22 protein-coding genes are annotated in these 19878 nt (G+C 50.1%); 15 read left to right on the forward strand and 7 right to left on the reverse strand.

The genetic code is table 11. The annotated features are described in order from the left end of the window. Positions 1-24 precede the first annotated feature (24 nt). Both HUU10_02425 and HUU10_02430 read right to left on the reverse strand, forming a co-directional pair. The gene (locus HUU10_02425) at positions 25-990 is read right to left on the reverse strand and encodes a hypothetical protein (GenBank protein NUQ80441.1); all 966 of its coding nucleotides are present in this window, start codon (positions 988-990) and stop codon (positions 25-27) included. Beyond that, complete coding sequence (locus HUU10_02430) at positions 987-1889, reverse strand: DUF4835 family protein (GenBank protein ID NUQ80442.1); 903 nt, start codon at positions 1887-1889, stop codon at positions 987-989. The genes HUU10_02425 and HUU10_02430 overlap by 4 nt, the downstream gene beginning before the upstream one ends. Positions 1890-1961: 72 nt before the next feature. On the opposite strand from HUU10_02430, the gene lexA reads away from it, so the two are divergent. From lexA to HUU10_02485, 11 genes are all read left to right on the forward strand, one after another. Then, positions 1962-2603, forward strand: coding sequence for a transcriptional repressor LexA (gene lexA, locus HUU10_02435; protein NUQ80443.1), 642 nt, complete (start codon positions 1962-1964; stop codon positions 2601-2603). Positions 2604-2608: 5 nt separating this feature from the next. Continuing rightward, positions 2609-3754 (forward strand): DNA polymerase IV, encoded by a 1146-nt coding sequence (gene dinB, locus HUU10_02440; GenBank protein NUQ80444.1) that lies wholly within the window; start codon positions 2609-2611, stop codon positions 3752-3754. A gap of 62 nt (positions 3755-3816) precedes the next feature. Continuing rightward, positions 3817-4497, forward strand: a complete 681-nt coding sequence (locus HUU10_02445) for a sulfite exporter TauE/SafE family protein (GenBank protein ID NUQ80445.1) — start codon at positions 3817-3819, stop codon at positions 4495-4497. Positions 4498-4566: 69 nt separating this feature from the next. Then, positions 4567-5034 carry a molybdenum cofactor biosynthesis protein MoaE gene (locus HUU10_02450; protein ID NUQ80446.1) on the forward strand — a complete coding sequence of 156 codons (468 nt, stop codon included), beginning with the start codon at positions 4567-4569 and terminating at the stop codon, positions 5032-5034. Between the two features lie 6 nt (positions 5035-5040). Further along, complete coding sequence (locus HUU10_02455) at positions 5041-5688, forward strand: hypothetical protein (GenBank protein ID NUQ80447.1); 648 nt, start codon at positions 5041-5043, stop codon at positions 5686-5688. A 131-nt stretch (positions 5689-5819) separates the two neighbouring features. After that, a complete protein-coding gene (locus HUU10_02460; protein NUQ80448.1) occupies positions 5820-6011 on the forward strand; it encodes a 50S ribosomal protein L28 in 192 nt (63 codons plus the stop codon). A gap of 55 nt (positions 6012-6066) precedes the next feature. Then, positions 6067-6675 carry a CDP-diacylglycerol--glycerol-3-phosphate 3-phosphatidyltransferase gene (gene pgsA, locus HUU10_02465; GenBank protein ID NUQ80449.1) on the forward strand — a complete coding sequence of 203 codons (609 nt, stop codon included), beginning with the start codon at positions 6067-6069 and terminating at the stop codon, positions 6673-6675. A gap of 8 nt (positions 6676-6683) precedes the next feature. Then, positions 6684-7151, forward strand: coding sequence for a phosphatidylglycerophosphatase A (locus HUU10_02470; GenBank protein ID NUQ80450.1), 468 nt, complete (start codon positions 6684-6686; stop codon positions 7149-7151). Further along, positions 7148-8398 carry a CinA family nicotinamide mononucleotide deamidase-related protein gene (locus HUU10_02475; GenBank protein ID NUQ80451.1) on the forward strand — a complete coding sequence of 417 codons (1251 nt, stop codon included), beginning with the start codon at positions 7148-7150 and terminating at the stop codon, positions 8396-8398. Before HUU10_02470 ends, HUU10_02475 begins: the two co-directional genes overlap by 4 nt. 166 nt (positions 8399-8564) lie before the next feature. Continuing rightward, a complete protein-coding gene (gene recA / locus HUU10_02480) occupies positions 8565-9608 on the forward strand; it encodes a recombinase RecA (GenBank protein ID NUQ80452.1) in 1044 nt (347 codons plus the stop codon). Continuing rightward, entirely contained in the window at positions 9574-10251 is a 678-nt protein-coding gene (locus HUU10_02485) for a RecX family transcriptional regulator (GenBank protein ID NUQ80453.1), read from the forward strand. The genes recA and HUU10_02485 overlap by 35 nt, the downstream gene beginning before the upstream one ends. 11 nt (positions 10252-10262) lie before the next feature. On the opposite strand, the gene HUU10_02490 is transcribed toward HUU10_02485, so the two are convergent. The 3 genes from HUU10_02490 to holA all read right to left on the reverse strand — a co-directional run bounded on the left by HUU10_02490 (position 10263) and on the right by holA (position 12436). After that, positions 10263-10676 carry a hypothetical protein gene (locus tag HUU10_02490; GenBank protein ID NUQ80454.1) on the reverse strand — a complete coding sequence of 138 codons (414 nt, stop codon included), beginning with the start codon at positions 10674-10676 and terminating at the stop codon, positions 10263-10265. Further along, positions 10673-11323, reverse strand: a complete 651-nt coding sequence (locus tag HUU10_02495; GenBank protein NUQ80455.1) for a sigma-70 family RNA polymerase sigma factor — start codon at positions 11321-11323, stop codon at positions 10673-10675. The genes HUU10_02490 and HUU10_02495 overlap by 4 nt, the downstream gene beginning before the upstream one ends. Before the next feature lie 72 nt (positions 11324-11395). Continuing rightward, positions 11396-12436: a DNA polymerase III subunit delta gene (gene holA, locus HUU10_02500; GenBank protein ID NUQ80456.1), complete on the reverse strand. Its 1041-nt coding sequence runs from the start codon at positions 12434-12436 to the stop codon at positions 11396-11398. Positions 12437-12538: 102 nt separating this feature from the next. Here holA and HUU10_02505 point away from each other — a divergent pair, with 102 nt between their 5' ends. Beyond that, positions 12539-13285, forward strand: a complete 747-nt coding sequence (locus HUU10_02505; protein ID NUQ80457.1) for a DUF1295 domain-containing protein — start codon at positions 12539-12541, stop codon at positions 13283-13285. Positions 13286-13291: 6 nt separating this feature from the next. Here HUU10_02505 and HUU10_02510 read toward each other — a convergent pair whose 3' ends face one another. After that, positions 13292-13774, reverse strand: a complete 483-nt coding sequence (locus tag HUU10_02510) for a glutathione peroxidase (GenBank protein NUQ80458.1) — start codon at positions 13772-13774, stop codon at positions 13292-13294. 110 nt (positions 13775-13884) lie between these two features. Here HUU10_02510 and glmM point away from each other — a divergent pair, with 110 nt between their 5' ends. The 3 genes from glmM to HUU10_02525 are packed head-to-tail and all read left to right on the forward strand — an operon-like array spanning position 13885 to position 18357. Continuing rightward, positions 13885-15258, forward strand: coding sequence for a phosphoglucosamine mutase (gene glmM / locus HUU10_02515; protein NUQ80459.1), 1374 nt, complete (start codon positions 13885-13887; stop codon positions 15256-15258). After that, the gene (locus HUU10_02520) at positions 15255-15533 is read left to right on the forward strand and encodes a EutN/CcmL family microcompartment protein (protein ID NUQ80460.1); all 279 of its coding nucleotides are present in this window, start codon (positions 15255-15257) and stop codon (positions 15531-15533) included. The genes glmM and HUU10_02520 overlap by 4 nt, the downstream gene beginning before the upstream one ends. Positions 15534-15546: 13 nt before the next feature. Further along, entirely contained in the window at positions 15547-18357 is a 2811-nt protein-coding gene (locus HUU10_02525) for a starch-binding protein (protein ID NUQ80461.1), read from the forward strand. Here HUU10_02525 and dnaB read toward each other — a convergent pair whose 3' ends face one another. Further along, entirely contained in the window at positions 18358-19869 is a 1512-nt protein-coding gene (gene dnaB / locus HUU10_02530; GenBank protein NUQ80462.1) for a replicative DNA helicase, read from the reverse strand. It lies immediately after the preceding gene. Positions 19870-19878: the final 9 nt, after the last annotated feature.

Raw genomic sequence — 19878 nt, forward strand, 5'->3', positions numbered from 1 at the left:
CTTTCATTCCGTTTCACCGGGAAATCAGTTTTTTTTCAGATCCAGTTTCAAGCCAATGTCAAACCGTGAAACATCCGCAAAAGTCGATTTCTGGAAAAGGAACAAGGTGCCTTCTTCGTTCAGCCGAACCTCGAACTCGATGGCAGCTGTTCCACCGGTGGTATAAAAGTCATCCATCAGCCGGCCCCGGGTTCCAATGGCAGGATCAGTATGGTTCAGGTAAGCCCACAATTCCAGCCGGTTTTCCCATTCTGGAGTGATCCAGGCAAGCAGGTCTGTTTCAGCAGTCAGACCCACAGAACCTGCCCGGTCAGTAAGATTGACCAGCGCCTCGGCTGTTAATTCGATCCATCCGGGCCCCGACCCGTTCAGCCGGTGACGGTATTCACTTCGGCCATAGGTAGTCCGGTTGACTTGTTCGGCTGATACTTCAAAACTGATTACCTTACTGGTTCTGAAGGAAAGTTCCACTTCCGCATAGTTGGCCCGCATTCTGCGTTCAAAAAAATTAGGGTTGGTCACATCGTACAGACTCCCGGCCACCATCTCGGCAGTAAGCGATTCAAAACGATAGTCAGCCCGCATTCCATCAATCCAACCGTTGCCCCCCAGACCGGTACTTGACACAAATCCCTTCACACTCGGAATGGCTCCGGCCTGAATCCGCCAGTTTTCTCCGGTCTGGAGCCAGAACAAATGGCGCAGATTCATCGTGAAGGGAAATCGTTGACCGGGAACCTTGAAATCACGAAGGTCGGCCCAGCGTGAAGTGTAGGAATTTCCGGTGGAAATCAGTCCGGCCACCGATCCGTTTCCGGTCACCTGAACTTGCCAGTTCAAACGCAACGCTCCCTGAATCCGGTTTTTGTCCCTTCCGGAATCAATATTATCGTATCTTGACTCGGTTATCAGCCGGACAGGCCCAAGAGACTGACCAGCGCCTACAACCGGAAGAATGATGAAAACGAACCAGATGAAAAACCGGTTCATCGCAGATTCTGGTACTCGCTCAGGTGTGAGGGGTCGGCAGACTGAAGCAACCGGTAAACCTGTTGACGGATTTCTGGTGGTGATGCAGCAAAAAATTCACTGATCTCCTTATACTTCGCATCGAAGAACAACCTTCTCCAGATCGAATTGGGATACTTCTTGTTCGTTTCTGCAATGAGGCTCAATCCGTCAATAACTCCCTGTTCGCCCGTCAGGGGGTTCAATTGCATCACATCCAGCCCATCGTAATGAAATTTAAAGAAACCATTTCTAAAATTGATATATTTTGGATCCAGAAACTCATCTATCAGGACTTTCCGGCTGTCAGAGGTTGTGGTGGAAGGAAGCCAGCCAATGACACTGGTTACGCCTGACAGTGAAGCGATCCGTTGAGCACGGGCGTAATAAATCTGCCCACCCTGCGGATCATAAGAGTCGGCATCCAGACCCAGAATCAGATAGACATAGAAATCGAGCAGTGAGGAAAGCGACTCAAAAGCCTGCTCGGTATGCTGTGGCTGATACCCTGTGTAAAATTCAAATTCCACAAGTTTATCGGTATAACGGATCAGACTGGTTGGTTTTCCTGTTCCAAAAACCGGCCGTGAGGCAGCCACAAACATCTGTCCGGTAAATTTCCGGTTCATCGAGGCGGTTTCAATTACAAAACTGAGGGTCAGTCTGATCTGATTATCAGGAGTGAAGGTCGGATCACTGGTATACCGGTACTGACCGATGTAGTCCCGGATGGCTTGTTCCAGACCGCCCAATACCTGACGGTCTGCATCATTGGTCAGTTTCTGCACATTGACAGAGACATCGACCTGAAATTCCTGTGCCCGCGTCTGACCTGCGATCATCAACAGAACCAGAACTGGCAAAAAAATGGAACGGAACACGCCTACCCCTCTTGATATCTGCTTTTTTATACAGTACATTTACATACAGTAAACATTTATACAGGAGTTTCCATGGCAGAAGGACTGACTGAACGTCAAAAACAAATCCTCCATTATCTCCTGCAATACAAATCCCGTACGGGGTTTCCCCCTTCGTTTCAGGAGATTGCAGCCCAGTTTCAGTTTGCCTCCCTGACGGCCGTCAAAGATCATTTAAAGGCGCTGGAAAAGAAAGGTTTCATTAAGAAATCGGGGTTTAAAGCCCGTGCCATCGAAGTGGTCATGCAACCGGGTGATCCCGATTTTATGCCTGATGGAATACCGATTATCGGCCGTGTGGCTGCCGGAACGCCCATCCTGGCACAGGAGAACATTCTCGGTTACCTCAATTTCGGAAACTACTTCGCCGAGAACGGAAATATTTTTGCCCTGAAGGTTCAGGGAGATTCCATGAAGGATGAAGGCATTCTTGATGGGGACCTTGTCATTATCAAACATCAGGATACCGCCCGAAACGGTGACATTGTGGTGGCCATTATTGACGAGGAAGCCACCGTAAAAACCTTTTTCCATGAAGGAGAACAAATTCGTCTTCAACCGCAGAATCCTAAATACAAGCCCATTTATGTCGGCGAAAACCAGAGTTTCCGTATAGGTGGCAAGGTCATTGGGGTTGTCAGAAAAAGTGGATCGGCCTATACACGTGCCTCCTGACCGCTATGATACTTCATCTGGATCTGGATACCTTTTTCGTTTCGTGTGAACGGTTAGTGAACCCTGAACTGATCGGTAAACCCGTCATCATTGGCGGGTTGCCGACAGAACGGGGCGTGGTGGCAGCCTGTTCCTACGAAGCGAGACAGTTTGGGGTCTACAGTTCCATGCCGCTTCGCTGGGCGGCAAAAGCATGTCCTCAAGCCATTTTTATGCATGGCACCCGCGGACTGTACAGCACCTACTCGAAAAAAGTCACTGCCATTATCCGTGACTTTGCTCCACGGTACGAAAAGGCCTCGGTCGATGAATTTTATCTGGATATTTCTGGTCTTTACCAATACATTTTCAGGTCACCTGTCGAAGTGGCCAGACTACTTCAGAAAAACATCGATGATCAGCTTGGCCTGCCTTCTTCCTGCGGAATCGGCCGAAACCGGCTGATTGCGAAAATCGGCTCGAGACTGGCCAAACCACATGGCATTTTTTTCGTTCCCCCTGGCTCTGAAGAGGAATTGTTATCTCCCCTTCCCATCAGCATCATCCCCGGAATCGGAGACTCCATGGAATCTTCCCTGCATAAGCGGGGAATCCGGCTGGTCCGTGACCTTCAGGCCATTCCAGAATCCACCTTGATGGATTGGTACGGAAAATACGGCTCCGAATTGTTTCAGAAGGCTCATGGGATCGGTCGTGCCACCATCGATGAAGAGCAGGAACGCAAATCAGTTTCCTCAGAGACAACCTTTCATGAAGACTCCAGTGACCCGGTCTATATCAGAAAACAATTTCTGTCTTGCGTACAGGAAACCGGATTTACCCTGAGGAAACATCAGTTGAAGGGCCTTACCCTGACCCTGAAACTGCGCGATTCCACCTTCGAAACACATACTTACGCTCAGACGCTCCCCTACGCTATTAATGACGATTATACCCTGATTAACCGCGGACTCGAACTTTTGCAGACTCACCTGACTCCTGAAAAGAAAATCCGTCTGGTGGGTTTCGGTGTTTCCAGATTGGTTCATGCCAATGATCAGGCAGATGATCTGTTTTCCGGGCAGGAAACCGATCGGTTTAACCGGTTATCTCATCAGATCGATTTACTGAAAACCAAATTCGGAAAACGTTCCCTCGGGATGGCCGGATAAATACCTGTGCAATTCCTGCAGCAGCCACTTTTTTTCGGGGTCTGAATTTGTAATCTTCACTCATGGATTTTTCAATCGGCAGCATCCTTTACCCGCTTACCATCGCCCTGCTGGGATCGTTGCATTGCATGGGCATGTGTGGCGGATTCTCTGTTCTGATAGCCAATTCTTCTTCTGCACCATTCCGGTACCCGCTTTATCAGACAGGCAAAACCCTGGCGTATATCCTGTTGGCATCCGGAATCTATTTTCTGACCATGGTAATCACCCATGCCGGTGCCATGACCACCGCCCGGTATGGAGTTACCCTGATCGCAGGATTGGCCATGGCTTGGCTTTCACTGACAGGTTTGTTTAAGGGACGATATCCCGGAACCGGAATCTCCCTGCCTTCCCGCTGGCTTCAGAAAGCTGTTTCAAGACCCATTGTTTTTGGTTTTCTCAATGGTCTCATGCCGTGTGGACTGGTTTACATGCTTCTTGTCGCCATTCCGCTTGCAGATTCCTGGCCCGAGGCTTTGCTGCTTGCAGCTTTATTTGGGTTGGGTACAGTTCCATCTCTTGGCCTGGTGTATTGGGGTTCCTCACTTCTGAAGACCTCCCACTGGCGCTGGATAGAAAAAGTCCTGTACCTGTTTCTTCTTCTTTTTGCACTCATCACCATCCTTCGTGCCATTCCGGCTACCGAGAAAATGGTGCATAACTGGTTTCCTCACAGCATCAGAGAGTTATTTTTGTTTTGAACCAGACAGTCCGTTTCTGTGGTGGCTGAAAAACCTGTTTCCAGATCATCATTCACTAAAGCTCATCCAATGACCGCTTCCAATCATTATCAGATCATAACCGACCAACCTCTGTCGGTAACCGATGCCTTTTCATTCATTCAATCACCCGTTGCCGGCGGACAGGTGCTCTTCACCGGAACCATCCGCAATCACCACGAGGGGAAAACAGTCCTGTCACTCGAGTATCATCTGTTCGGAGACATGGCTGAGAAGGAGATTACCCGGATTATTGCAGAGGCCAATTCCAGATGGCCGCTGACCCGGGTTTACGTGGCTCACAAGACAGGGCACTGTAACATAGGAGACCTCGCTGTCATTGTTGCAGTCAGTTCGGTGCACCGGTCCGAAGCGTTTGAAGCCAGCCGGTTTCTGATCGATGAAATTAAACACCGGGTTCCCATCTGGAAAAAAGAGACCACCACCGAAGGTGTTTTTTGGGTGGAAGGCTGCAATCATGTTCATTCCGGTAGTAACCACGGCACACAGAAAAAATAAACCAGCATGTTTCATCCCGCCCTTTCCGATTATCTGAATTCCCTTTTCCCGGTAGATTCCCCTAACTTTTCTTCCTGGATGGAGCTTGCCAGACAGGAAAATTACCCGGTAATGGATCAGGATGCTCTGTCTTTTCTTCAGGCCTTTGCCGGTATTACCCGCCCGGCCACAATTCTTGAACTGGGCTGCGGATTCGGAATGGTTTCGTTTCACTTGCTGCTTGCCACTCCTGGGTCAATAATCACCGGAGTTGATTACCGGGCAGACAATCATCAGCGCTTTCTTCAGCTGTCCAACGGATTCACCGATCCCAACCGGTTCAGATTTGTGGCTGGTCATGCGGTTGGTTTTATCAGGGACTCAACCGACACCTATGACTGGATTCTGGTAGATATCGACAAACGGTTTTATCCAGAGATTCTCGAGGACTGTATTCTCCATCTGAAACCGGGAGGCTTCCTCATTGCCGACAACGTTCTCTGGAAGGGCTGGATGTGGGAACCTGAAACATCGAAAAATATCAGCCCAATCCTGGAATGGAACCAGAAAATTTCGAGTGATCCCCGCCTGGAAAGCAGAATTATTCCGATTGGCGATGGCCTGTCTGTTTCAAGGAAAAAGAGTCTTCCCGAAGACCGGTTTAACCTCCTCTGAAACAGGTCTGATTTACCACTCGTCTTCTTAATTATCTTTGGCACCGATTCCCTTGCTTTTCAGTTTTCAGGAATCGTATATTTGCAGTTCTTAAAAAAATCGAGCCCATTCCAGGGGCAGGAGAATATAAAATGGCAATGCGTTGTGATATCTGCGGAAAAGAACCGGTATACGGCAATCATGTGAGTCATGCCAATAACCGCGCCCGCCGCCGGTGGGTACCAAACCTGCAGAAAGTTCGTGCCGTTGTTGAAGGCCGTCACACCCGGATCAAGGCCTGCACCAACTGCATTAAATCCGGGTTGGTCGTCAAACCGGCCTGAGAAATAAACCCAGAGGAAAGGCCGGAAAGGCCTTTTTTCATTTTCAGACAATTGCATGACCGGTCATCCACTGCTTTCCCTTCCTAATCAGTTTACTCTGCTCCGGATCTTTCTGACCCCGGTCTTTTACTTTTTTTTCTTTGATGAATCGGTAACCGGCACCCTGTTATGTGCCTTCCTGTTTGCGGTTGCCGCCCTGACCGATTGGTATGATGGCTACCTGGCACGCCGGTATAACCTGATCACCCGCTGGGGAAAGTTCCTCGATCCCCTGGCCGATAAGATTCTTACCCTGACCGCCTTTTACGCCTTTTACAAATCGGGCCTCATGCCCGGTTGGATGCTCGTCACCATTGCCGGAAGGGACATCCTCCTGACCACCTACCGGCTTTATCAGGAATCAAAGGGATATTCCATCCCTGCAAATCAGATTGCCAAATGGAAAACGGCCTCCCAACTGGTCATGATTATTCTGGTACTTTTCTCAGTTCTTTATCCTCGGTTATTCCCCGGTGATCCTGTCATCAGTCCCCTTTTACTGATGTTTCAGGAAAGTATCACCCTCGAAATTCTGTTTGGCCTGCTGACGGCCTATACCGTTTTCAGCGGAATTGTATATCTGATAGAAGATGCAGCCATGCGGAACTCCCGCAATTCGTCCTGACCCGGTTTATGCCCAAATTCAGGTTATCACCTTCCTTCCACCGGTTCGCTGGCAGTCTGGCCGGAATCGGCTATCTGAAACCAGCACCCGGTACCTGGGGCAGTCTGGCCGCAACCGGGGCCTTTCTGGTTTTACAGTCTTCCTTCATATGGTTTTTCCTGAGTTTGCTGATCCTGAGTCTGATTCTGTCGGTCTGGTCGGGTAATGAGGTGACCATCGGAGGCCATCAGGATCCTTCCTGGTTTGTTCTGGATGAGTGGGCCGGTCAATCGATCACACTTCTGCTCATACCTGTTGTTACCTGGTGGAGTGTCCTGCTTGCCTTTTTATTGTTTCGTGTGTTCGATATCCTGAAACCAGCCGGAATCAATCGTCTTCAGGATCTGCCCGGCGGATGGGGAATCCTGATGGATGACGTTTTGGCTGGTATTTATGCCGCTGGCGTTTGCTGGCTCGTCTGGGGGCTGATGGGATGAAAGCAGCCATCCTTTCCATCGGCGATGAACTCCTCATCGGACAGGTCATTAACAGCAATGCGGCTACCATCGGCCGGATTCTGACAGAGGAGGGATTTAAAGTTACCTCTGTCCTCAGCATTGGCGATGATGCTGATCAGATCAGACAAGCCATCAACGATTTGCTCGATTCAAATCAGGTCGTTATCTCAACAGGAGGTCTTGGCCCCACCCATGACGATATCACCAAGCAGGTCCTGCTGGGACTGTTTGGAGGAACCTGGATTCAGTCACCCGGTCAGTTGGAAATTATCCGGTCCATTTTCGAAAAACGCGGAAGAACGGTTTCGGATCTGAACCGCCAGCAGGCAGACTACCCTTCTTCTTCGCGCCCCCTGATTAATGAGGTCGGGACGGCACCCGGTTTGTGGTTCACACGCGGCGATTCTGACTTGTTTGTGCTTCCCGGTGTACCTGCCGAAATGAAATTCCTGATGGAAAACCGCATCAGACCCCTGCTAAAAGAGAAAAACAAGGGGCGGTTTATTATACAGCGCACACTGCGCACAACGGGAATAGCCGAATCCACCCTGGCAGAAACCATCGGACCTGTATCCGGCTTCCTTCCTGACGGAGCGACCCTGGCTTTCCTTCCCGGATTTGGTGGCGTCCGCCTGCGGATCATGATTGCGGGAACCGACCGCCAGTGGATGACAGAGCAACTAAACCAGATTGCAGATTTTCTGATTGAAAAGGCAGGAATCCATTACTTTGCAGAAGGAGACGATGATCTGGAAGATGTGATCGTTGATCTGCTGACCCGCCATCAACAGACACTGAGTCTTGCTGAATCCTGCACTGGCGGGTTAATCTCAGACCGTCTCACGAATGTACCCGGGGCCTCTGCCATTTATCTGGCAGGATTGAATGCCTATTCAAACGACGCCAAAATAAAATGGTTGGGCGTCACGCCCGAAACACTCCGCCAGCATGGAGCGGTCAGCGCAGAAACCGCATCGGCCATGGCAGCAGGAATCAGGCAGGCAACCGGCTCCACTTACAGCCTTTCTGTAACCGGTATTGCAGGACCTTCCGGCGGTACCCCAGAGAAACCTGTAGGCCTTGTTTTCATTGCCATTGCAACTCCTTCAGTCCTCCACACCTTCCGGACCATCATGCCCGGTGACCGGCGACAGTTCAAGGAAAGAGTGTCTTCCTGGGCCCTTAACCACCTGAGGGAATGCATTCTGAACCAGTTGAAATCCTGAAATCAGATTCCTACCTTCAACACAGGCTGATTTGTCACTGACACCCGGCCGATCCCGATTTCAGACACCCACGTACTACTGTTTTTTTTTACAGGTTTTCTGTTGATTTTAACCAGATTGACCTGCATATTTGTTTAGTAGTTATGAACCCCGAAAGGATTGCACAATGAGCGCAGAAATCAACGACGGCAAATTAAAAGCATTAACCGTTGCCATGGAGCAACTGGACAGGCAATTCGGAAAAGGAACCATCATGAAACTGGGTGATCGTCCCCAGGTTCCGATCCGGACCATTTCTTCGGGGAGCATTTCTCTGGATTCCTGTCTGGGAATCGGTGGATTTCCCCGTGGCCGGATAGTTGAGATCTATGGCCCGGAATCCTCTGGTAAAACCACACTGGCCATTCACGTGATTGCAGAAGCACAAAAGCAGGGTGGCCTGGCAGCCATTATCGATGCCGAACATGCCTTCGATCCGCGTTACGCAGAAAAATTGGGTGTCGACATTAAAAACCTGCTGATTTCCCAACCGGATAATGGCGAACAGGCACTTGAAATTGCAGAAACACTGGTCCGCTCCGGTGCATTGGATGTTCTGGTGGTCGACTCTGTAGCGGCACTGGTACCCAAGGCAGAAATTGAAGGAGAGATGGGTGACAGCCATGTGGGGTTGCAGGCCCGGCTTATGTCTCAGGCTCTCAGAAAACTGACGGGAACCATCTCGAAAACCGGTTCAGTGGCCATTTTCATTAATCAGCTGCGTGATAAAATCGGAGTGATGTTTGGAAATCCAGAAACCACCACAGGCGGTAAGTCCCTTAAATTTTATGCTTCCATCCGCCTCGATATCCGCAAGATCGGCCAGATCAAGGAAGGCGAATCGGTGGTTGGTTCCCGCACAAAGGTCAAGGTGGTGAAGAACAAGGTGGCTCCTCCCTTTATGGAATGCGAGTTTGACATCAATTTCGGTGAAGGAATCAGCAAACTGGGAGAAATTATCGACCTCGGTGTTGATCACAAGATCATTGGCAAAAGCGGATCCTGGTTCAGTTACGGCGAGGAAAAGCTGGGGCAAGGTCGGGATGCTGTTAAACGCCTCCTGATGGAAAATCCCGATCTGAGTCAGGAGATAGAACTGAAGATTAAACGTGCCATGAATTTCCCGGAACCTGAAATTGTTGCAGAAACAGGAAAAACCAAAGCCCGTTAACGGGATCATCACAGCCATCGACACCCAATCGGCCAGAACCGGTCGGGTGTCCGTTTTTATTGACGGCAGTTTCTTCTGTGGCCTGAATGCTGCAACCGCTGCCCGGATGCGGCTGAAACCAGGCAGACCGGTGGATGAAGCTTTCTGCGTGGTTTTGCTTTCCGCAGCTGAACAGGATTCCGCTCTGAACCTGGCCCTGGCCTCCCTTTCCCGCGCTTCTCAACCTGCTGACCGGATTCGGAAGAAACTGGTGTTGCGTGGTTTCAGCGAACAAACCGCTGCATCCATCATTTCTCGTCTCCGCGAAGAAGGCTACCTGAATGATGACGAATACGCCCGCAAATTTGTGATGGATGCGATCCGGCTGAAAAAATGGGGTATGATCCGGATTAAAAAAGAACTGTCCAAAAAAGGCATTCAGCCGGATAGTATCCAAAAGGCAGTGGATCTTCAACCGGAAACCGGAACGGATGAAATAGTCCGGGTGGTCCTGAAAAAATTCGGGCAGCAACCCGATACGGTACGGGTCACACGTTTTCTTCAGTACAGAGGCTATTCCTGGGAAGAAATCAACCGGATTATCAGGGTAGTCCGGAAAACCAGTAACGATCAGCAGTTACCGGACGGGGAAGATTTTCCCTGAGGCCAGACCACTCACCGGTCAGGCAGAACCAGTTCGGTCTCGTTTCGGGCAGGCTGCTCCGGCTGAGGACGCTGCATTCGTTCCACCATCTGGAAATACAGATAGAAAATCAGAACGATCATTCCACCCGTCACCACGGTCAATAAAAGCGTGAACCACTCAAAATTCCGATAAATCGGACTCCTCCGCTCCTGCTCAATGCGATTGATTCTGTTTTTTAAACGATTATCGAAAGACTCTGAAACTCCTGCCTGAGGTATCGATCGGAATAATTGCCTGAATGCCAATTGTTCATCCAGACTTTTCCTGCAAATCACACAGCCGGATGTGTGTTTCCTGATTTTATCCAGAGCATCCGGTCCAGGTCTGTGCAGAAAGGAAAGGATCTGCTTTTCCCAATGTTCTGAGCAATAGGTCGAGTTCATCGGCGGTCCATCTCCTGCCGGATAAAATGCTTCAGCATGACTCTGCCACGGTTTATTTTGCTCTTCACTGTTCCCAGGTTCAGATTCATAATGGCGGCAATTTCTTCGTACGTGCAACCTTCCATATCGCGCAGAATCACGGCTTCCCTGAAAACCGGATTGATACTGGCCAGCGCCCTTTCAATGATGTCGGTCTGACTGGTTGCATCCGAAATATAATCCGGCGACAACGATACATCGGCAATCTGGTCAAAATAGTCGGACTGATCATCTTCCCGCATCAGCGAAGAACCCAGAACCACCCAACGGTGTTTTTTTTGCCAGACCGACCGGGCCAGATTCAGGGTGATGGTGTAAATCCAGGTGGTGGCTTTATAGGAGGCATCGTAACGGTGAATGTTGATGTAAACCCGCACCATGGCTTCCTGAACCACGTCCTCGGCATCTTCACGGTTGCCAAGATAGCGCAACACAAGGTTCATCAGTTGGTTTTTAAATCGTGCAACGACTTCATCGAACACAGACTGATCCCCTGCCTTCAGTTGTAACAGCAATTCTTCATTACTGACATCACGGGTGATCACAGTTAATCGATGCTCCTTCCGGTCCGTCACCGGCCGTCTGTTGAGTAGTGGTAGTGGTCGCATGTGTCCGTTGCGGGTGCCTGCTTTCTTATTCAGATTGTACCAGACGGCAGGACCAATGTTCCCGCTCAGGACTTAATCCTCGCGGCGATCCACATTACAGACATCTGAAATGTAGGCACAAAATTGGATGTCAGGTGGCAGCGGACTGAATCCTTTCAAGCCAGCATCCAGATCGGCCAACCGGTCAATGAAATGTTCAATTTTTCTTGCAGCGCGTGGACCCAGCGCTTTTACCTGTTCCAACTCGATCTTTTCGGGATAGCGCTGGGGAGGCGGCATGTTTTTATCGGTAGCCAGTTGCCATGATTTCATCCACATGGATTTAAAGGAAACGGCCAGACTGGCTGCCATTCCAACCGGATTGTCTCCGGACTGAATCATTTTTGTGGCAATGAGCTGGGCACGGGCTTCATCACCCTTAACAATGGCATCCTTCAGTTCCCATGGGTTCCATTCACGCCTGATTCCGGTCAGGTCGGCCACCACTTCGGTGGTAAGTTTTCTTCCCGGGATGTCTGCCAGTGACATCTTCTCGAATTCTGCCGCAATCATGGAAACGGCTGTTCCCATCGATTGGATAATGAATTCAACCGCTTCTTCGTTTATTGACAATTGCCAGGCAGAAGCCAACTGAGGGATCCATTCCCTTACCTGGTTTTCGTAAATGGCTGGCTGTTCAATCACTGCATCCTTCGGCACCGCACGCCAGGGATTGGTGGTCCGGTTCACCTTGGTGGCCATGAACAATAAAAAGGTAGAAGAAACCGGTTTTTTTATGTACCCGGCCAGAGCATCCTTTTCCTTAAGCAGTTTATCGGCATCCCGCACAATGACCACTCGTCTTTCTGCCATCATGGGATACGCAGAGGCGAGTCCGGCCACCTCAGATCCACTGGTTTCAGAACCATACAGAACCTGATAATTAAAGTCTGGAGCGGTCCCGTCATAAAACCGCTGGACCAACTGTCGTTCAATTTGTTGCTGGAGATAGAATTCATCGGAAACCACCAGCATCACCGGCGCAAAGTCAGCGCGGGATGCCCAGCGGATCATGTCGGTAAATGATCGGAAATCCATGGAAGTAATAATGGCAATCGGGACATTAACAATCAAAAAGCAACGCCTGAATCCATACACTTTAGTGGCCTACGGGCCGGTTATTCCATGTTTTCGGCCAGTAATCTCTTATCTTTGAACCGCACAACGGAGGTTAACATGGCACTGCTCGAAGAATTTGAACAATCGGGAAACTGGCTCTTCAGATACCGGACCTACCTGCCGCTGGTGTTAGTGGCACTGGCGGTTCTGGTCATTTTCTTCGATCCGTCACCTGTGTTTTCCCATCAGGACCCGGTTTTCACTGGTATTTGTATCGGTCTGTCGCTTTTCGGCCTGATCATCCGGGCCATTACCATCGGGTACGTTCCCCGGCTGACCTCGGGAAGAAATACCAAGAAGCAGGTTGCCAACTACCTGAACACTGAAGGCATCTATTCAACAGTCCGGCATCCGCTGTATGTTGGCAATTTCTTTATGTGGATCGGAATTGTACTGTTCAGCGGGAATATCTGGTTTACAGTCGCCGTCATTCTGGCCTACTGGCTTTACTATGAGCGGATCATGTTTGCCGAGGAACAATTTCTTCGCGGAAAATTCGGACAAACCTATCTGGCCTGGGCCAACCACACTCCTCCGTTTATTCCCAATTTATCAAAATGGAAAGGTCCGGATATGGATTTTTCCTGGCGAACCGTCATCAAGCGGGAAGACAATGGCTTTCTTGGTATGGTCGTTGCATTTGCCTTTGTAGATCTGCTGAGAAATCTTAAGGACGGCGAAAAGTACCTTCTCTCCGATTTCTGGATGTATACTCTCGGATCCAGTGTGGTAATTTATCTGATTACCCGTACGCTCAGAAAAACAACCTCACTTTTAAATGCCGAGCGGAAGCCCTCGGCCTGAGACAGATCATAGCAACTTTTCGATAAGAGGTCTTAACTGCCCGGGTGACATGGATGGACTGTACCTGCCCACTACTGTTCCGGTGCGGTCAACAATAAACTTTGTGAAATTCCACGGAATCCGCTGAATTCCCAGAAACCCTGTCTTTTCTTTTTTTAACCATTTCCAAAGCGGAAGTGCCGTTTTTCCATTGACCTCAATTTTTTGGGACAATGGGAAGGTAACCCCGTAATTGATTTCACAGAAATCTCTGATTGCTTCCTCATTCCCGCTTTCCTGGCGTCCAAACTGATTGCAGGGAAATCCGATAACAACCAATCCCCGATCACCGAATTCCATCCAGAGAGATTGAAGTTCCTTGTATTGTGGTGTATAACCACATCCGCTGGCAGTATTGACCAACAGCAGCACTTTCCCCTGAAAGGACTTCATGGAAATGGTGGTTCCACCAATGCTGTTAAATCCGAACTGATAAATTGTTTCATTCATAATGTCACTGAACAACTTACCGGAAGGAAGCGGTTCCGTTCAGGCAAGCATTTACCGGAAGTCTTTATGGACTTTTCGTATCTTTGTGTCTTGTTTAAAAGGATTGTTTTATGCCATTAATGGTCAGTATTTCGGGGATTCGGGGGATTGTCAGTGATGGACTGACTCCACAGGTCATTGTTGATTTTGTTTCTGCCTATGCAACATGGGCCCGTCAGGCATCCCAAACCGACCAGCCTACCATCATTCTTGGCCGCGACTCCCGCGTGACGGGTAAAATGGTGTCCGAATTGGTCAGCTCCACACTGAATTGGTCCGGATGTCACGTCATCGACCTGGGTGTGGTTCCAACCCCGACGGTTCAGGTGGCAGTTGAACATTTCAGTGCACAGGGTGGCATCATTGTTTCAGCATCTCACAATCCTGCCGAGTGGAATGCCCTGAAACTGCTCAATGGAACCGGCGAGTTTATGTCACCCGAAGAAGGAGAAACACTCCTTGCCATTAAGAACACAGGGAATTTTCACTTTTCCGCCTGGAACCAAACCGGTTCTTTCAAGAAAATACGCGATTTCCATCAACATCATATCGAAACCCTGCTATCATTCCCCTTTATTGATTATTCAGCCATCAGGAAGGCCGGATTCAAGGTGGTGGTGGATGGGGTTGAAGGCGCCGGATCGGTTGCGCTTCCCATGCTGCTTGAGAAACTGGGTTGCACTGTGATCAGAATGAATTGCGGAGCCTCGGGCCTGTTTCCGCATACACCCGAACCATTGCCGCAAAACCTGACCGGATTAATGGAACGCGTCGTTTCTGAAAAGGCCGATCTTGGGCTGGCCCTGGATCCCGATGCAGACCGACTGGCTGCCATCATGGAGAATGGCGAACCTTTCGGAGAGGAATACACCATCACTGCAGCCACTGATTACTTTCTCAAACATAAAAAAGGCGATGTGGTCGTAAATCTTTCCACCACAAGGGCGGTCGCTGACGTGGCCAGACGACATGGGACCAAATGCCACTATTCAAAAGTCGGCGAAATAAATGTAGTAAAAATGATGCAGGAAACCGGCGCTGTTATTGGTGGCGAAGGGTCGGGCGGAGTCATTCTTCCCGATTCACATTATGGCCGGGATTCACTGGTGGCGGCTCTGTTGATCATCGCCTGGCTGGCTGACGGTAAAAAGCCTGTGAGCGAATTAAGGAAGGGACTACCCTTCTACGAGATGGCAAAGAAAAAAGTGGATCTGGGCACTCAATCACCCGATCCGGTCATTGAACAGGTACGGAAATCCCTGCAGGGAACTCCGATGGATACACGCGATGGGCTGAAAATTGATTTTCCGGACCGGTGGGTTCATCTGAGAAAATCGAATACAGAACCGATTATCCGGATTTACACCGAAGCACCAACCGCAGCGGAGGCAGAAAAGCTGGCAAGTGAGTTCGTGGAAAAAATCAGGAGCCTGGTTCAATCATGATTCTATGTAAAGTTACCGGAACAGTGGTCTCTCCGGTTAAAAAGCCTGAATTGAATCCGTTAAAATTACTGGTTGTTCAGCCCATCAAGCCCGACGGGACTCCCGATGGCGCAGACATGCTTGCTATTGACTACTGTCAGGCTGGTATAGGTGACCGGGTGCTGGTGGCGGTTGAAGGGGATGTGGTGAAGCAGGTCACCGGCTCGGCGGATGTACCGGCCAATACCATCATCATGGCGGTGGTGGATGATCTGGATATCACAATTACGAAATAAAACCGGAGCAATTATGACTCGGACCTTTTTTTTGCTGCTTTTCTTCCTGCTTCCCTTTTCATCAACTGCACAGCAGATCCCATCTGAACGTAAACAAGCCAACCCTCCCATTTACATTGCTTTCTTATGGCACATGCACCAACCAATTTACTGGCCGTATGAATCGATTGTTCAGACCGAATCGCGCGGAGCCTACAGTTATTCTGTCTATTCAATTCACAACAGCCGCTCCGGACCTTACACCACCTGGCCTTGGAATGCCGTTCAGAAGGGTATTTCGGCCGGCCTCGGTCATTTTGGAGCTCAGGTCAGTTTTTCTGGTAGTCTGATTGAGAACCTGAACAATCTGAAAACGGCCGGACAAACCAACTTTTCCAATTGGACCAGTTCATGGGTGACTGGTAAAGCTGCACAAACCAGTCTCGGGAATCCGAGACTCGACATGATCGGATTTGGTTACCATCACCCGCTGATGGGACTGATCCGGTACGAGGATATCCGCAGACAGATTGCTGCCCATCGGGATTTAACGGTTGCTACGTTTGGAGGGTCGTATTCCAAGGGTATTTTCCCGCCCGAAAATGCCTTTGCCAACCGAATGATCCCAGCGTTGGCCGATGAAGGAATCGAATGGGTTCTGGTGGATAACATCCACTTTGATCGTGCTGCAGCAAATTATCCGTGGAACAAGGGCGGCAGTGTGGTCGAACCGAATCCGGCCGACCAGTTAAACGCCGATCCGGGTGACTGGGTTCAATTAAACGGCTTGTGGGCTCCGACCAAAACTTCCGCCCGTTGGGGTCGTCAGCCGAGATATGTTTCCTACACGGATCCGGCAACCGGTGTAACCTCCAAAATAATTGCCGTTCCCACCGACCGGTACATGGGAAATGAAGATGGAAGAGGAGGTTTCGGCGCCCTGAATTATGAATCGGTCATGAGCCAGATCGAATCTTATAACACCGACCCCGATCACCCGATTCTGATCGTGCTTCATCATGACGGAGACAATTTTGGCGGAGGAACGGAAAGCTATTATGGCAGCAATTTTCAGAGTTTTGTCGATTGGGTTAAATCGAACTCCAGCCGGTTTGTCTGTACCACTGTTCAGGATTATCTGGAACAATTTCCACCCAATCCCGATGACGTTATACATATTGAAGCCGGAAGCTGGGCCGGGGCCGATGCCGGTGACCCAGAGTTTAAAAAGTGGCTCGGAGATCCTTCAGGTGGTTACAGTCCCGATTGGAACAGCTGGGCATCCATCACTTATGCTCAAAACCTGGTCAGCACTGCCGATCAGCAGGCTCCTGGTTCTCCTTCAGCTCAGAATGGATGGAAATACCTGATGAACGCACAGGCCAGCGATTACTGGTACTGGGATGGAACGGAAATGTGGGATTCCCACCCGACCCGCGGCGCCAATCTGGCCGTCGAATCGGTGCTTCCGGTGATTTCTGAGCAGTCTGACCTGACCCCGCCAACCATCTTTGTTCCCCAGCGTGAACCGTACAATCCGGGTGGAATGGAATGGGAAAAGATCCAGCCAAAGACTTTTACTGTGACAACTCTGGTGGCCGACTTCAGCGGTGTGGAATCGGTCGTATTAAAGGTGCGCCAGGATCTTGATGGTAAAAACGGATCTTCAACCCAAAATGAAACCTACGCCGGTGGGTCTGAAGTGGGTGACTGGATTTCCCTGCCAATGGTTTCCACGACCAGGGTTTCACAAACCGATCCCTTGCCACTCGGGCAGGCGACCTATTATGAGGCAAGTGTAACCGGGTATGAGAATGCCCTTCTCGACTACTACGTGGAAGCGACAGATAAAAAAGGTCATGTTGCCAGGTCTCCCATTCTTCATGTCTGGGTGGATGATGGTGAAACCGACCCGAATCCGGTTGATGGCCCGGTGACCATTTCGCCCGCCGAGCCGACTATTAATGACACGATTACCATTCAGGTGAAAAAGGCAACCATTGGAGGCAAACTGCATTGGGGTGTCAACAACGCCGGCAGTAACTGGCAAAAACCCGATCAGGTGTATTGGCCGGAAGGGTCTGCACTGTTTGGAGGCACAGGACCAGCGGTTCAGTCTCCCTTCAGCGGTCCTGTCGATTCTGTCCTGACCATCAAAATCGGTCCATTTAATCATTCCAATCAGAAAGTGTACCGCGTTGCCTTTGTTTTAAACTACAACAACGGAACCTGGGATAACAACGGCGGTAAGGATTTTGGGTTTGAAGTGTCAGGAAACGACACTGGCACCGACAGCCTGGTGGTTCATTTTTATAAACCGGTCAACTGGGGCTCAGCGTGGTGTTACTACTGGAATTCGGCAGGTGGACCCGGACCAGGCTGGCCCGGAACTGCCATGACATCGGAAGGAGAAGGCTGGTACCGGTTTGTTATTAAGAACACCACTCAGGCCAACCTGATATTCAGTGACAATGGCAGCAAGCAGACTGCCGATCTCTTCCGAAGCTCTGAAGGCTGGTATTACAATGGGGCCTGGTACAACAGTAAACCGGTGGTTGTTTCTGCCTCGAGCGAAACACCGCTGTCTTTCTCACTGGGCAACCCATGGCCCAATCCTTTTAATCCGACTGCCAGGATTCCCGTGACCCTTCCCACCAGTCAGAAAATACGGCTGGAAGTATACGATTTGCTTGGTAAACAGGCAATGGTTCTGGCAAACGGCGTGTATCCGCGTGGGAAATATGAGTTCGGAATCAGGGCCACCGGTCTGGCATCAGGAATGTATATCGTCCGGCTGACCGGAGCAGAGGGAATCAGGACTCAGCGATTGGTTTTAGCCCGCTGATCAGAACGGGACCGGGCCCTCGGGAGGAATTCCGAAATCGGCCGGGTTGATTGGTGCCTCGGAGTGGGCTTCCGGTAGCGGAGGCCTGTCTCCGTAATCAATAAACCGGTTTTCAAAGGCCGCAAACTGCTTCACAAACTGCAGAACGACTGTTCCGGTGGCTCCATTCCGTTGTTTCCCGATAATGATTTCAGCCGCACCTTCCACGTCACCGCCACCTTCAACTTCCTTATCGCCGTAATACTCGGGTCGGTAGATAAACATCACCACATCGGCATCCTGCTCGATGGCACCCGACTCACGCAGGTCCGAGAGAATTGGCCGTTTCGGACTTCTGGTCTCGACCTGTCTAGATAACTGGGCCAGAGCGACCACAGGCACATCCAATTCCTTTGCCAGGTTTTTCAATGCCCGGCTGATGGATGAAATTTCCTGTTCACGGGATGCCGAATTTTTGGGTCCGTGTACAAACTGAAGGTAATCGACCACAATCATGTCGATATTTTTTTCGTATTTCAGACGGCGGGCCTTCGCACGGATTTCCATCACCGTCAGACCGGGAGTGTCATCGATATAAATAGCAGCTTTATCCAGTTCCCCTGCCGCTTTCACCACCTTGATCCATTCAGAATCATTCAGCCGACCGGTCCGGGCCCGTTGGGCATCGACCCGTGCGGTTGAAAACAACATCCGTTCAATCAGTGAGACACCAGACATTTCGAGGGAGAAAACCAACACCGCCTTTTTAAACTTCAGTGCGGTGTTCTGAGCAATACTCATGGCAAATGCAGTCTTGCCCATGGAAGGCCGCGCAGCAATGATGATCAGATCCGATTTCTGAAATCCGCCGGTCATGCGGTCCATTTCAACAAATCCGGTGGGAATTCCACTGATCCCGTCACTGGATTCCTGAATCTGTTGTAAACGGTTGATCGCTTTATGAAGCAGATCATTGATGGGAACGGCACTTTTCCGCAGGCGTTCAGCACTGATTTTGAATAACTCCTGCTCGGCTTTATCGAGCAGATCAAAAGCGTCATCCTCTTCTTCAAATGCATTGGTGGAAAGTTCTGATCCGATGCCAATGATCCGGCGGAGAATATACTTTTCGAGTACGATCCGCGAGTGGTATTCGATATTGGCCGAAGAGGAAACCTGTGCCGTCAGTCCGGCCAGGTAGGCTGCTCCGCCTACGGCTTCCAGTTGATCCCGCCGGCGCAACTCTTCTGATACCGTTACCAGATCAATGGCCTCATTACGTTCAACCATCTGTGTGATGGTGGCCATGATAATTTTGTGGGCCGGCCGGTAAAAACAGTCGTCATTGATCAGATCAACGGCTTTGAAAAACGCATCCGGATCAATCAGGATAGCACCCAGTACGGCTTGTTCCACCTCGGGGGCCTGCGGGGGAATGCGGCCATTCACCACATCCGGAAGGTCTTTTGCAAAGGAAGACAAGGAACCCCGGGCTGTTTTCTTTCCAACCCCGGCTTGTTTGGAGTCACTCATGTTTTTTGG

The organism is Bacteroidota bacterium, from assembly GCA_013360915.1.
GTDB lineage: Bacteria > Bacteroidota > JABWAT01 > JABWAT01 > JABWAT01 > JABWAT01.

Coding starts and splice junctions, on each gene's coding strand:
- HUU10_02425 (NUQ80441.1), bottom strand. CDS start 990: ATGAACCGGTTTTTCATCTGGTTCGTTTTCATCATTCTTCCGGTTGTA.
- lexA (NUQ80443.1), top strand. CDS start 1,962: ATGGCAGAAGGACTGACTGAACGTCAAAAACAAATCCTCCATTATCTC.
- dinB (NUQ80444.1), top strand. CDS start 2,609: ATGATACTTCATCTGGATCTGGATACCTTTTTCGTTTCGTGTGAACGG.
- HUU10_02445 (NUQ80445.1), top strand. CDS start 3,817: ATGGATTTTTCAATCGGCAGCATCCTTTACCCGCTTACCATCGCCCTG.
- HUU10_02450 (NUQ80446.1), top strand. CDS start 4,567: ATGACCGCTTCCAATCATTATCAGATCATAACCGACCAACCTCTGTCG.
- HUU10_02455 (NUQ80447.1), top strand. CDS start 5,041: ATGTTTCATCCCGCCCTTTCCGATTATCTGAATTCCCTTTTCCCGGTA.
- HUU10_02460 (NUQ80448.1), top strand. CDS start 5,820: ATGGCAATGCGTTGTGATATCTGCGGAAAAGAACCGGTATACGGCAAT.
- pgsA (NUQ80449.1), top strand. CDS start 6,067: ATGACCGGTCATCCACTGCTTTCCCTTCCTAATCAGTTTACTCTGCTC.
- HUU10_02470 (NUQ80450.1), top strand. CDS start 6,684: ATGCCCAAATTCAGGTTATCACCTTCCTTCCACCGGTTCGCTGGCAGT.
- HUU10_02475 (NUQ80451.1), top strand. CDS start 7,148: ATGAAAGCAGCCATCCTTTCCATCGGCGATGAACTCCTCATCGGACAG.
- recA (NUQ80452.1), top strand. CDS start 8,565: ATGAGCGCAGAAATCAACGACGGCAAATTAAAAGCATTAACCGTTGCC.
- HUU10_02490 (NUQ80454.1), bottom strand. CDS start 10,676: ATGAACTCGACCTATTGCTCAGAACATTGGGAAAAGCAGATCCTTTCC.
- HUU10_02495 (NUQ80455.1), bottom strand. CDS start 11,323: ATGCGACCACTACCACTACTCAACAGACGGCCGGTGACGGACCGGAAG.
- HUU10_02505 (NUQ80457.1), top strand. CDS start 12,539: ATGGCACTGCTCGAAGAATTTGAACAATCGGGAAACTGGCTCTTCAGA.
- HUU10_02510 (NUQ80458.1), bottom strand. CDS start 13,774: ATGAATGAAACAATTTATCAGTTCGGATTTAACAGCATTGGTGGAACC.
- glmM (NUQ80459.1), top strand. CDS start 13,885: ATGCCATTAATGGTCAGTATTTCGGGGATTCGGGGGATTGTCAGTGAT.
- HUU10_02520 (NUQ80460.1), top strand. CDS start 15,255: ATGATTCTATGTAAAGTTACCGGAACAGTGGTCTCTCCGGTTAAAAAG.
- HUU10_02525 (NUQ80461.1), top strand. CDS start 15,547: ATGACTCGGACCTTTTTTTTGCTGCTTTTCTTCCTGCTTCCCTTTTCA.
- dnaB (NUQ80462.1), bottom strand. CDS start 19,869: ATGAGTGACTCCAAACAAGCCGGGGTTGGAAAGAAAACAGCCCGGGGT.